This is a genomic window from Mycobacterium sp., assembly GCF_035653355.1.
Classification (GTDB): domain Bacteria; phylum Actinomycetota; class Actinomycetes; order Mycobacteriales; family Mycobacteriaceae; genus Mycobacterium.
In genome coordinates this window covers 1-11597 of the sequence record NZ_DASRBZ010000146.1, presented here as the reverse complement: position 1 = coordinate 11597, position 11597 = coordinate 1, and the positions used below count along the sequence as shown (strand labels likewise).

Annotated in this window: 13 protein-coding genes; 7 read left to right on the top strand and 6 right to left on the bottom strand. The window is 66.9% G+C overall.

The annotated features are described in order from the left end of the window. On the top strand, nt 1-642 hold a 642-nt coding region (locus tag VFA16_RS04720), incomplete at its 5' end, for an adenylate/guanylate cyclase domain-containing protein (protein ID WP_324966698.1). Between the two features lie 60 nt (nt 643-702). On the opposite strand, the gene VFA16_RS04715 is transcribed toward VFA16_RS04720, so the two are convergent. Genes VFA16_RS04715 through VFA16_RS04700 form a run of 4 tightly spaced genes read right to left on the bottom strand, consistent with a single transcriptional unit; the run spans nt 703 to nt 4404 of the window. Beyond that, nucleotides 703-1365 (bottom strand): TetR/AcrR family transcriptional regulator, encoded by a 663-nt coding sequence (locus VFA16_RS04715; protein WP_324966697.1) that lies wholly within the window; start codon nt 1363-1365, stop codon nt 703-705. Beyond that, nucleotides 1365-2507, bottom strand: a complete 1143-nt coding sequence (locus tag VFA16_RS04710) for an acyl-CoA dehydrogenase family protein (protein WP_324966696.1) — start codon at nt 2505-2507, stop codon at nt 1365-1367. Before VFA16_RS04710 ends, VFA16_RS04715 begins: the two co-directional genes overlap by 1 nt. Then, nucleotides 2504-3673: an acyl-CoA dehydrogenase gene (locus tag VFA16_RS04705; RefSeq protein WP_324966695.1), complete on the bottom strand. Its 1170-nt coding sequence runs from the start codon at nt 3671-3673 to the stop codon at nt 2504-2506. The genes VFA16_RS04710 and VFA16_RS04705 overlap by 4 nt, the downstream gene beginning before the upstream one ends. Continuing rightward, complete coding sequence (locus tag VFA16_RS04700; protein ID WP_324966694.1) at nt 3670-4404, bottom strand: SDR family NAD(P)-dependent oxidoreductase; 735 nt, start codon at nt 4402-4404, stop codon at nt 3670-3672. Before VFA16_RS04700 ends, VFA16_RS04705 begins: the two co-directional genes overlap by 4 nt. 84 nt (nt 4405-4488) lie before the next feature. Between VFA16_RS04700 and VFA16_RS04695 the strand changes: the two genes are divergently transcribed. From VFA16_RS04695 to VFA16_RS04670, 6 genes are read left to right on the top strand one after another with little or no spacing between them, the layout of a single operon-like run. Then, nucleotides 4489-4875 (top strand): DUF3054 domain-containing protein, encoded by a 387-nt coding sequence (locus tag VFA16_RS04695; RefSeq protein WP_324966693.1) that lies wholly within the window; start codon nt 4489-4491, stop codon nt 4873-4875. After that, entirely contained in the window at nt 4862-5788 is a 927-nt protein-coding gene (locus VFA16_RS04690; protein WP_324966692.1) for an SAM-dependent methyltransferase, read from the top strand. Before VFA16_RS04695 ends, VFA16_RS04690 begins: the two co-directional genes overlap by 14 nt. 18 nt (nt 5789-5806) lie before the next feature. Further along, complete coding sequence (locus VFA16_RS04685; RefSeq protein WP_324966691.1) at nt 5807-6310, top strand: GNAT family N-acetyltransferase; 504 nt, start codon at nt 5807-5809, stop codon at nt 6308-6310. Then, complete coding sequence (locus VFA16_RS04680) at nt 6307-7410, top strand: LLM class flavin-dependent oxidoreductase (RefSeq protein ID WP_324966690.1); 1104 nt, start codon at nt 6307-6309, stop codon at nt 7408-7410. Before VFA16_RS04685 ends, VFA16_RS04680 begins: the two co-directional genes overlap by 4 nt. Beyond that, the gene (locus VFA16_RS04675) at nt 7407-8534 is read left to right on the top strand and encodes an LLM class flavin-dependent oxidoreductase (protein WP_324966689.1); all 1128 of its coding nucleotides are present in this window, start codon (nt 7407-7409) and stop codon (nt 8532-8534) included. Before VFA16_RS04680 ends, VFA16_RS04675 begins: the two co-directional genes overlap by 4 nt. Further along, nucleotides 8531-9859, top strand: a complete 1329-nt coding sequence (locus VFA16_RS04670; protein WP_324966688.1) for an NtaA/DmoA family FMN-dependent monooxygenase — start codon at nt 8531-8533, stop codon at nt 9857-9859. The genes VFA16_RS04675 and VFA16_RS04670 overlap by 4 nt, the downstream gene beginning before the upstream one ends. A gap of 130 nt (nt 9860-9989) precedes the next feature. Here the strand turns inward: VFA16_RS04670 and VFA16_RS04665 are convergent, their stop codons facing one another. Both VFA16_RS04665 and VFA16_RS04660 read right to left on the bottom strand, forming a co-directional pair. Then, nucleotides 9990-10391 (bottom strand): heme-binding protein, encoded by a 402-nt coding sequence (locus VFA16_RS04665; protein WP_324966687.1) that lies wholly within the window; start codon nt 10389-10391, stop codon nt 9990-9992. A 326-nt stretch (nt 10392-10717) separates the two neighbouring features. Then, the gene (locus tag VFA16_RS04660; RefSeq protein WP_324966686.1) at nt 10718-11461 is read right to left on the bottom strand and encodes an MBL fold metallo-hydrolase; all 744 of its coding nucleotides are present in this window, start codon (nt 11459-11461) and stop codon (nt 10718-10720) included. Between the last annotated feature and the right edge of the window lie 136 nt (nt 11462-11597).

Sequence of the window (11597 nt, the reverse complement as noted above, 5' to 3'; positions counted from 1 at the left end):
GCCCTACGCACTGTCCTGTTCACCGATATGGTTTCGTCGACGCAACACGCCGCGGCGACCGGCGACGAGCGATGGCGCGCGGTGCTCCACCGTTTTGGTGAGGTCACATCCGAACTCACCGAAAGATTCGGCGGCACGGTGGTGAAGAGCACGGGCGATGGCCACCTCATCACGTTCGATGGCCCGACGCAGGCCATCCGCTGCGCCGACGCCTTGTGTGCTGATGCCGACAGAATGGGCATCCAGATCCGCGCGGGCATTCACACTGGCGAGTGCGAACTGCTGGGCTCCGACATCGGCGGGATCGCCGTACACATCGCCGCTCGGATCCTCGCCCTGGCCGGACCCGGCGAAATCCTCGTCTCGCGCACAGTCCGGGATCTGGTCGTGGGCTCGGGCACGGGCTTCCACGACCGCGGCAGCGTCGAGTTACGTGGCGTTCCAGGAACCTGGCAGCTCGTCGCAGTCGACCGCCATGGCGCGCGGGCCGGATCAGCAGAAGCCGAGCTGGCGTTAATACCCACGCCCGGGCCTCGGACCGCGATGCGCCGGTCGGACCGCGCCATTGGGGTGATGGCGCGGCGAACACCGTGGGTTCTGCGCGGGATGGCCCGCCTGGCCCCGGCCGCCGGTCGTAAATGACCAGAGTTGCGTTGAGCCGCAACGGCCGCACAGTCGGTCCCTGCGACGACCGGCCGCTGCCTAGCTCACCAGATGCTGGTAATCGTTGCGGCGATCGGGTGGAATCAGCGCGTTGAGCATATGGCGGGTCTGCAACCGGATGTACTCGTCGAGGCTGTAGATCGGCCCGAAATGCCAATGTTTCAACGCCCATCCGTGCGCAAGCAGCATGATGTCGAACACCACCAGGTCCACGTCGACCTCGCGGAATACGCCGTTAGCGATGCCTGCTTCGATGGCCGAGCGCAGCGGAGCCGCCGTGGCGATTTCGAGTTCCTTGATCTGCGCGCGGCCGGCCGCATCCAGCGTGCGGCTCTCCCGATAGGTGAGCACTACCGCGTCGAGATTATCGTCGACGATCTCGATATAGCGCCGAATACCGGCTGACAACCGTTGCACGGGATCATCGCCAGCAGCCGCCATGACCGGGGCCAGCTGGTCACGGAACGCGTCCTGGATCCGCAGGATCGTCGCCAGCAGCAGATCCTCTTTGCCGCCGAAGTATTTGTAAATCAAGCCGACGCTGACGCTGGCCTCACTGGCCAGCTCCTGCATCGACATCTGGTGAAACCCGGTCTTGCTCATGACCTTGACCGCGGCGTCGAGCAACTGGCGGCGCCGCGAAGTGGCCCGGACCGCGCGGACCGCCTCCTCAACGGGAAGCGCACTGTAATCGGAAGCCATCACAGGCCAAGGTCTTTGGCGATGATGGTCTTCATGACCTCGGTGGTGCCGCCGTAGATGGTCTGGATGCGGGCGTCGACGAAGGCCCGCGCCACCGGGTATTCGCGCATGTAACCGTAACCGCCATGCAATTGCAGGCATCGGTCCGCGGTGCGGGCCTGCAGCTCGGTGGTCCACCACTTCAGCCGGGCCGCCCGCGCCGCGGTCAGCTCACCGGCCAAGTGCTCGGCGATGCAGTCGTCGAGATAGGTTCGGGCGATGTCGAGTTCGGTGGCCAGCTCGGCGAGCACGAACTGGGTGTGCTGGAAACTGGCGATCGGCCTGCCGAAAATTTGCCGCTGCCGCACGTAATCCAGTGTCTGGGCCAGCACTCCCTCCGCCGCGCCGACCGCACCCACGGCCAATGAAAGCCGCTCCTGCGGAAGGTTTTCCATCAATTGGTAGAAGCCGCGACCCTCTTCGCCGAGAAGGTTGTCGACGGGCACGCGCATGTCCGTGAAGGTCAGCTCGCTGGTGTCCTGGGCATGCAGTCCGATTTTCTCCAGGTTGCGGCCACGGCTGAAGCCCGGTGTGTCGGCGTCGACGACGAGCAGCGACAGTCCCTTGTGGCGGTCGGGCGAGGTGCGTACCGCCACGACGAACAGGTCACCGTTTCGCCCATTGGAGATAAAGGTTTTCGCGCCGTTGACGACATAGTGGTCGCCGTCGCGCACCGCCGTTGTGCGAATACCCGCCAGATCGCTGCCGGCGCCCGGCTCGGTCATCGCGATGCCCAGCACAGTCTCGCCGCTCACCGCGCCGGGCAGCCACCGCTGTTTCTGCTCGGCCGTCGTCAGGTCCGTCAGGTACGGCAGCACGATGTCGTTCTGCAGCGAGAACGCGACAGCCTCGGACGCCGCGCCGACCCGCTGCAGTTCCTCGACGAGGATCACGTGGTAGCGAAAGTCGTCAACGCCTGGGCCGCCGAACTCCTCAGGCACCGGGAAACCGAGCAGCCCGAGCTTCCCGCCCTCGGTGAACAGCGATCGGTCCCAACAGCCGGCGTCTTCCCAGTTCTCGTGCGCGGGCAGCACAGTCTGCTGCACGAAATCACGTACCAGTTCCCGGAACTGCTGATGCTCGGCGGTGTAGGTCAGTGTCATCGGAAGGCGTCCAGACCGGTGAAGGCCTGGCCAAGTACTAGCTGGTGCATCTCCGGCGTGCCCTCGTAGGTCAGCACCGACTCCAGGTTGACCATGTGCCGGATCACCGGATACTCCAGCGATATTCCGTTGCCGCCCAGGATCGTTCGGGCGGTCCGGCAGATCTCGATGGCTTCGCGGGTGTTGTTGAGCTTGCCGAAACTGACCTGCTCGGGCCGTAATCCGACGCTGTCTTTCAGACGGCCCAGGTGCAGCGCCAGCAGCTGGCCCTTGTGCAGTTCGACGGCCGTGTCGACGAGTTTGGCTTGGGTCAACTGGAATCCGGCGATCGGGCGGCCGAACTGGGTGCGCTGGGTGGCATAGTCGAGCGCGGCCTGCCAGGCTGACCGCGCCGCCCCCATCGCTCCCCAGACGATCCCGTAACGCGCCTCCGACAGACACGCCAACGGCCCGCGAAGCCCGACCGCCTCGGGCAGCAGTGCGTCCTGAGGCAACCGCACGTCGTCGAGCACCAACTCGCTGGTGATCGACGCCCGCAACGACAGCTTGTGGTGAATCGTGTTGGCCTTGAACCCCGGCGTATTAGCCGGGACGATGAAGCCGCGGATGCCGTCGTCGGTGCCGGCCCAGACGATCGCCACGTCGGCGACCGAGCCGTTGGTGATCCACATCTTGCGGCCGTTGAGAACCCAGTCCGGACCGTCTTGTCTGGCACGGGTTTTCATCGCTGCCGGATCTGATCCGACGTCGGGTTCGGTCAACCCGAAGCAGCCGACCAGTTCGCCGGCCGCCATGCCCGGCAGCCACTGTTGCTTTTGCTCTTCGGAGCCGTACTTCCAGATCGCGAACATGGCCAGCGAGCCTTGCACCGATACCAGCGAGCGGATACCGGAGTCGGCGGCCTCCAGTTCCAGGCACGCCAGCCCGTAGTGCACCGCCGACGCGCCGCCGCACCCATACCCGTGCAAGTGCATGCCGAGCAGGCCCAGTTCGCCGAAGCCCTTTGCCAGGTCGCGCACCGGCAGGTCTCCGATCTCGAACCAGTCGGCGACGTGCGGAGCGACGTGCTCGGCGCAGAACTGTCGGACGGTGTCGCGCACCGCGACCTCGTCGCCGGACAGCGACGCGTCCAGGCTCAGCGGGTCGATCGGGTCGAAGCTTGTCATCCGGCCATCGTAAGTCCGCCGCTGACGCTGATGACCTGCCCGGTGATGAACGACGCGGCATCCGAGGCGAAGAACAGCACCGGCGCGGCAACCTCCTCAGGGCGCGCCAGCCGCCGAAACGGGATCGCCTTGATCAGCGCCTCTCTCAGCTTCTCGGGCATCGCCGCGAACAGCGGGGTGTCGGTCGGGCCGGGGCACACACAATTCACGGTGATCTGGTAGCGCGCCATTTCCCGGGCCAGCGACTTCGTCAGCGCAATCACCCCGCCCTTGGCACCGGCATAGATGGTTTCGCCCGCGCTGCCCACCCGGCCCGCGTCGCTGGCAAGGTTGATCACCCGCCCGCCGCCGCCGGCCTCGATCAGTCCCGGCAGGAACGCGCTGCACACGTGCACCGGCCCCAGGTAATTGATGGCGACCACCTTCTCGGCGAAATCCGTTGTGGCCTCAAGGAATTGATGGCTGCGGTCCCAGCCCGCCGCGTTGACCACGACGTTGGGCACCCCGACCTCGGCGTGCGTTCGGTCGCGCAACTCGTCAACCCGGGCGCGGTCGGCCACGTCGACCGGCAGCGCCGTGATCAACTCGGGCTGCTCTTCGGCAGTGGCCTCGGCGGCCGCCTGGTCGATGTCGGCGGCGACGACCCGGTCGCCTTGAGCTGCGAAACCCAGCGCAATCGCCTTGCCGATACCCGATCCCGCGCCGGTCACGACTGCGAGTGTGCCGGTCATGCGCACCTGGGTGAATCAGCATTCATTCCGGACGAACCTATATTCGCCCGAGGTCAGGGTCAAGGTGCCAGGTACTGTCACGGCATGCACCGCGCGGCGTGGCTGGGCATCGACGTTGGGTGTGTGCTGGTGTTCTGTGCGGTCGGCCGGCGCAGCCACGAGGAAGGACTCAACGTGGCGGGCGTCGCAACGACGGCATGGCCGTTTCTGACCGGAACCGTGGTGGGGTGGCTGGCGTCCAATGGCTGGCGACGCCCGACTGCCGTCGTCCCGACCGGTGTCGTCGTATGGCTGTGCACGCTGGCGGTCGGCATGCTGTTGCGCAAGGCCACCGGTGCCGGGGTGGCCGCCAGCTTCGTGGTGGTCGCCGGATCGGTCACCGCGGTGCTGCTGCTGGGATGGCGAGCGGCGACCGCGGCGGTGTTGCGGCGCCACTCCGACGCGTCACGGGAGCGAGATGGCGCGCACTGACAACGACACGTGGAACCCAGCCACCAGCGTCGGAGCCACCGCGACTATGGCTGCGACAGCCCGCGCGGTGGCGACCAAGCGCGGCCTGATCAGCGATCCGTTCGCCGAGCCGTTGGTGCGTGCCGTCGGGCTCGACTTTTTCATCCGGCTCGCCGCCGGCGAGCTCGACATGGTCGACCTCGGCGACGATTTCGTGTTCGGGACAATGACCGATCTGTTCGCCGTGCGCACCCGTTTTTTCGACGGCTTTTGCGCTGATGCCGGGATCGCGGGCATCCAGCAAGTGGTGATTCTGGCTTCGGGCCTGGATGCCCGGCCGTATCGGCTGTGGTGGCCGCCCGACACTACGGTGTACGAACTCGACAAGCCGGACGTGATCGAGTTCAAGACCCAGACCCTGCGGTCCCTCGGCGCCGCGCCGACGGCCAAACGCCGCGCGGTGGGCGTCGATCTGCGGCAGGACTGGCCCACTGCGCTGCGGCGGGTCGGCTTTGACGCCAGCCAGCCCAGCGCGTGGATCGCCGAAGGGCTGCTCATCGGATTACTCCCGCACGACGTCCAAGATCGACTGCTGGACAACATCACTGCGCTCAGCGCGGCGGGCAGCCGGTTCGCCGCCGATCACGGCGGCAGCCAGGCGCAAACCGGTTACGACCCTGCCCTGGTCACCCGCTGGCGACAACATGGCCTGGACATCGACATGAGCGCGCTGACCTTCCCGGGCGAGCACAACGACGTCGCCGAATACCTGACCGCGCACGGCTGGGAGACGGTCAACACCACGCTGGCCGATCTGTGCGGCGTCACCGGTTTGCCCGGCCTGCGCCGCGGCCAGCGGGCCGACGCGCCGGTCGCGAGCTCGTATGTCACCGCGGTCCGTGTGGAGCAACCTCGGAATGCGCGCGCCCGCTAGGCGTTAGACAGTTGAGTGATGTCTCAACCGGTGCAGTCCACCGCGGCCGGCCGACTGCGGTTCGTGTCGGTCGGCCAGGATGACCCGCTGGCGCTGCCGCTGCTGACCGAGCTGGCCGCCGAATACGCGCAGCGCTATGGCGGTACGCCGCAAACCCACCTGACGTGGCTGCGAGTTCCATCCGGCGAGTTGACGCCGCCGGACGGCGGTTTGGTGATCGGCGTGGTCGACGGCCTGCCCGTCACCGGTGGGGCGTTTCGCCGCTACGACACCCAGACCGTCGAGTTCAAGCGGATCTGGACCGACCGCGCGCATCGCCGTCGCGGCTATGCCAAGGCCCTGCTGTCGGTGCTGGAAGACGAGAGTGCCGCCCGCGGATACCGGCGGGTGTACCTCATCACCGGCAATCGGCAGCCGGAGGCCGAGGCGCTGTATGAGGCCACCGGCTACACCCGACTCGACGAGCCGCTGCCGTCGTGGGGACCGTTTAAACCCATCGCGTTCGAAAAGTGGCTGCCGTGACCGCGCCTCTGCGTCTGGGCGTCGCGCTCGACGGCTACGGCTGGCACCCGCAAGCCTGGCGCACCACGCTGGCCGCCGATCGGACCTCCGCGTCGGTGTTGTCCGGGCGCTACTGGGCGGCCTTGGCCGCCACCGCCGAGCGCGGCCTGCTGGACTTCCTCACCATCGACGACACGCTGACTGCCCAGCCGGGACGGCGTGAAGCCATCGACCCGCGGCGGCTGGCCGGTCGCGCCGACGCCGTGCTGGTTGCCGCCCGCGTCGCGCCGACGACCCGCCACATTGGACTGATTCCGGTGGCCACCGTCACCCACACTGAACCGTTTCACGTGTCCAAGGCCATCGCCACGCTGGACTACGTGTCGCACGGACGCGCCGGTTGGCAGGCCAGGGTCAGCGCGACCGGGCACGAGGCGGCGCTGTTCGGTCGGCGCAATGGATCGTCAGGCCTTGGCGAGTTGTTCGACGAGGCAGCAGATTTCGTCGAGGTGGTGCGCCGGCTGTGGGACAGCTGGGAGGACGACGCGGTGATCCGCGACGTGGCCACCGGCCGCTACATCGACCGAGACAAGCTGCACTACATCGACTTCACCGGAAGGTACTTCTCGGTCAAGGGGCCGTCGATCACGCCGCGACCCCCGCAGGGCCAGCCGGTGGTTGCCGCCCTGGCCCACGCGCCCCGGATCTATGAGTTTGCGGCTAACGGTGCAGACCTGGTGTTCATCACTCCCACCGACAACGCCGCGCTGCGGCGGATTCTCGACGAGGTGCGCAGCGCCGGGGGTGACCATCTGAAGATCTACGCCGATGTGGTGGTGGCCTTCGGCGGCGACAGCGACTTCCGCTCGGATGCGTTGATATTCACCAGCAGCCCAACGGAATTGGTTGACCTGCTGCTGGACTGGCAGCGGATCGGCATCGACGGTGCCCGGCTGCGTCCGGCCGTCAACGCCACCGACCTAGCGGTGATCGTCGACGATGTGGTGCCGCTGCTGCAGCGGGCCGGCCGGTTCCGCAGCGGTTATCGGGACGGTGAGACGCTGCGCGACCGGCTGGGATTACCGGTAGCGCGCAACCGGTATACGGCGGTGCGACAGTGAGCAGGGTTCAGCTGTCGGTTCTGGACCTGGCGCCGATCAGCGAAGGCAGCGACGCCGCAGCTGCGCTGCGCAACACCATTGACCTGGCCCAGCGCGCCGAACAGTGGGGCTTTCGGCGGTTCTGGATCGCCGAACACCACTTCGTCGCTGTGGCCAGCTCGTCGCCGGCGGTATTGCTAGGACAAATCGCCGCTGCTACCAAGACAATTCGCGTGGGTTCGGCAGCTGTTCAGCTCAGCCACACCACCGCTGCGGCGGTAGTGGAAAGTTTCGGGATGCTCGAGGCCTTTTACCCCGGCCGCATCGATCTGGGCGTCGGCCGATCGGGGCAGCGCCGCATTACTGGGCACAAGGCGCGCACACCACGGCCTCACACCGAGCCGCCGCCACGCGAATGGCGCGAGGTCGACGGTGTGGTGGTGCCGCCGCCGTTCGACCTGAGTGCACTGCTCAACAAGGAGCGGGTGCAGGCGACCATGGCGATCCTGCAGCAGCCCGAAGCCGTCGCGCCCGACTTCGCCGAGCAGCTCGGCGACATCATGGCGATGCTGAAGGGCAGCTACCAGGTCGAAGGGTTTGACGTGCACGTGGTGCCCGGTGAACGAAGCGGGTTGACGCCGTGGATCTTCGGTAGCAGCAAGGGCAGAAGTGCCGAAGTGGCCGGGGCATTGGGGCTGCCGTTCGTCGCCAGCTACCACATCACGCCGGGCACCGCGCTGGACGCGGTCGACGCCTACCGCGCCGCCTTCACCCCGTCGCCCAGACTGTCACGCCCCTACGTCGCGGTCTCGGCCGACATCGTCGTCGCCGACGACACCGCCACCGCGCGACATCTGGCCTCGAGCTACGGCCACTGGGTGTATTCCATCCGTGCCGGCGACGGCGCCATGCCCTATCCCGATCCCGACAATTGCCCACCGTTGACCGACGACCAGCTCGCTGTGGTAAAGGACCGCATAGCAACACAATTCGTCGGCAACCCAGACGAAGTCGCCGAGCGATTGGAGGCGCTGCAGCGGTTCACCGGCGCCGACGAGCTGGTCGTCACGTCGGTTACCTTCCGGCACGAGGACCGGCTGCGTTCGCACGAGCTGATCGCCAAACGCTGGGGGCTGACCGAATGAGCCAGCGGCGCAAGATGGTTCACCTCGCAGCGCACTTCCCAGGCGTCAACAACACCACGGTATGGACCGACCCGGCGGCGGGCAGCCAAATCGAGTTCGACTCGTTCGTGCACCTGGCCCGCACCGCCGAGCATGGGCTGTTCGATTTCTTCTTCCTGGCCGAGGGGCTGCGGCTGCGCGAACACCGCGGCCAGATCTATGACCTCGACGTCGTGGGCAGGCCGGACACCTTCACGGTGCTGGCCGCGCTGGCGGCGGTCACCGATCGGATCGGGCTGACCGGAACCATCAACACCACATTCAACGAACCGTTCGAAGTGGCACGCCAATTCGCCAGCCTCGACCACCTGTCCGAAGGTCGGGCCGGCTGGAACATCGTCACCTCCTCGGATGCGTTCACCGGGGCCAACTTCCGCCGCGACGGCTTTCTTGACCAAGCCGACCGGTACCGTCGCGCCGAGGAGTTCCTCACCGTAGCCCGCGCGTTCTGGGACAGCTGGGCGACCGACGCCGTGGTAGCCGACGTCGACACGGGCATCTACGTCGACCTCAGCCGCATCAAGACCGTCGAGCATCAGGGACCGCAGTTCGATGTGCGCGGCGTGGCGACCCTGCCGGCCGGGCCGCAGGGCCATCCGGTGCTGCTGCAGGCCGGCGACTCCGACGAAGGCCGCGCGTTCGGCGCTCGCCACGCCGACGCGCTGTTCACGTTGCATTCGACGCTCGAGGACGGGCAGCGCTACTACGCCGACGTCAAGAGCCGGGCCGCTTCATACGGTCGAGATCCCAACGAGCTCAAGGTCTTTCCCGCCGCTACGTTTGTGCTCGGCGACACCGCCGAGGAGGCCGCGGATAAGGCCCGGCACATCCGTTATCAGCAAGTCAGCGGCCCGACCGCGATCGCCATGCTCGAGCAGGTGTGGGGCCGCGACCTGTCCCGCTACGATCCCGACGGCCCGTTGCCTGACATTGAGCCGAGCGGTGACACCAGCATCACGCAGGGTCGCGTCCGCCACGGCGATCCGGTTGCTGTGGCCCGGCGCTACCGTGACATCGCCGAGGCCGACAACCTGTCGATTCGCGAGTTGGTGATCGCGGTCACCAGCCGTCACCAGTTTGTCGGTACTGCAGCACATATCGCTGACGAGATCGACCGCTACGTGCAGGCCGACGCGTGCGACGGGTTCATCCTGGTGCCGCACCTGACGCCGCACGGACTAGACGAATTCGTCGACAAGGTGGTGCCGCTGTTGCAGGAACGCGGCGCGTTCCGTACGGAATACAGTGGCACCACCCTGCGCGATCATCTGGGTTTGGCCGGTTAGCGCGCTACCGGATCTGCTGGGGAGTAGGGGTTGTGCCCGCCTCAGAGCGATTGTCCAGGGCTCGGCCAGAAATCGCTCCGAGGCGGGCGCAACGGCACACCCTTCCCGGCCGTCAATGAGCCCGGAGCGGTTAGCCGGCCATGAATTCGTTGTAGGCCGACTGCAGATCCGGCGACAGCGCGGTTGTATTGCACTGGCGCTCGGTGTCACCGATCGGCGCCAAGATCCCCCGCAGGTCGTAGTACTCCTGCGGGTGGGCGGTGAAGTAGCTGCGCAGGTTGGCTGCCGCCTGGGGGCGCGGCTGGGTGAACGCTGACGTCACCGCCGCATTGGCGTCCGGGTGCGCGTCGAGGTATTGACGAGCTTGACCCGTTGCCGAGCTGACGGTGTCGTTCACCGCGGCCGGGCTGCAGTCGGGCGCCGCAGAAGCGCTCGGTGCCGCCATGGTGGTCGCGGCCAGACCCCCGAGTACGCAGCTGGCCGCAGCGATGCCGACGGCTTGCCTGCGCATGGTCATACCACTGAGTTTCATGCTTGCTTTTTCCTTTTCGTTGCAGATTGGGTCACAGATTCCCCCGGCCCGCCAGCCAACGTACGCGAAGACAATCGGCTGCTACGTTTCGCTGACGGCAGCGAAACCCGCTGCCGGACAAGCGTTATTACCGAAAGTGCGAGTTTTGCTGTAACTCGGGGCGATTTTCTTAGAGTACGCGCCCGATACTTAACAAACCGTGAGAGTAAGCGTGATCGAATTGTGACGTCCTGCTCGGCGCTTAACGGTTATCGATCGACTCCACGAGGGCGGTCAGCTTGTCGAGCGCCATCCGGATGCCGAGCGCCGGGTTGTGCAGGTTCGGGTCACTGGCGAGCCAGCGCCGCGGCCTGCTGGGTGGCTTCCTGGATCGGACCGCGCCACAGGTCGCCGTGGCCGGGCGCCAAGATCTCGGTCTCCAGCAGCGCAAGCGCGGCCAGGCTACGGACACAGTCGCCCTGGCTGTGGCTGAACACCGCCGGCAGCAGTTGTGGCCCGCTGTGGCGCAGCAGCGGATGCCCGGTGACCAGGGCGTCCCCGCTGGCCAGCACGCCGTCGACCACGTACGAGCAGTGGCCGCTGGTGTGCCCGGGGGTGGGAATGGCCAATGGGTGGCCCGGCAGCTGGGCGGCGATGTCGGTGGTCAACGGTTGTGCAGTCGGGATACCGTCCCGGATCAGACCGCCGTTGCGCACCACGTGCGCACCCCACACCGCCCAGCGAGGCCGCCAGATCCGCAAGGCGACATCGACCGGTGAGGCTTGTTGCAGATACTCGCGCTTGGCGTGCCCGACCTCGTCGGGGTGGCAATACACCGGGGTGCCGTGCTCTTTGGCGAACCAGATGGCCGAGCCCAGATGGTCGATGTGGGCGTGCGTCAACAAGATCGCAGACACATCGCCGGGTTCGTGGCCGAGCTGCCGCAGCGAGGTCAGCACGTCGTCGCGGTCACCGGGGTAGCCGGAATCGATCAGCATCACCCCGAGGTCGTCACGGACCACCAGCCAGTTGACCGCCTCGCCCTGGGCGAGGTGCACGATGTCGGTGACGTCTGTGAGCACCGGTGCCATGCTCGCGAGCTTAGCCAGCAGGCGATGGCAAGCCCGGCGACGCCGGGCGCAGCGGGTCGCCTGCCGACTAGCCACCAGGCGATCGCAAGCTCGGCGACGCCGGGCGCAGCGGGTCGCCTGCCGACTAGCCACCAGG

What these genes read in the sequence shown, in the direction of transcription:
- VFA16_RS04715 (WP_324966697.1), bottom strand. Translation starts at nt 1,365, where the DNA reads ATGGCTTCCGATTACAGTGCGCTTCCCGTTGAGGAGGCGGTCCGCGCG.
- VFA16_RS04710 (WP_324966696.1), bottom strand. Translation starts at nt 2,507, where the DNA reads ATGACACTGACCTACACCGCCGAGCATCAGCAGTTCCGGGAACTGGTA.
- VFA16_RS04705 (WP_324966695.1), bottom strand. Translation starts at nt 3,673, where the DNA reads ATGACAAGCTTCGACCCGATCGACCCGCTGAGCCTGGACGCGTCGCTG.
- VFA16_RS04700 (WP_324966694.1), bottom strand. Translation starts at nt 4,404, where the DNA reads ATGACCGGCACACTCGCAGTCGTGACCGGCGCGGGATCGGGTATCGGC.
- VFA16_RS04695 (WP_324966693.1), top strand. Translation starts at nt 4,489, where the DNA reads ATGCACCGCGCGGCGTGGCTGGGCATCGACGTTGGGTGTGTGCTGGTG.
- VFA16_RS04690 (WP_324966692.1), top strand. Translation starts at nt 4,862, where the DNA reads ATGGCGCGCACTGACAACGACACGTGGAACCCAGCCACCAGCGTCGGA.
- VFA16_RS04685 (WP_324966691.1), top strand. Translation starts at nt 5,807, where the DNA reads ATGTCTCAACCGGTGCAGTCCACCGCGGCCGGCCGACTGCGGTTCGTG.
- VFA16_RS04670 (WP_324966688.1), top strand. Translation starts at nt 8,531, where the DNA reads ATGAGCCAGCGGCGCAAGATGGTTCACCTCGCAGCGCACTTCCCAGGC.
- VFA16_RS04665 (WP_324966687.1), bottom strand. Translation starts at nt 10,391, where the DNA reads ATGAAACTCAGTGGTATGACCATGCGCAGGCAAGCCGTCGGCATCGCT.
- VFA16_RS04660 (WP_324966686.1), bottom strand. Translation starts at nt 11,461, where the DNA reads ATGGCACCGGTGCTCACAGACGTCACCGACATCGTGCACCTCGCCCAG.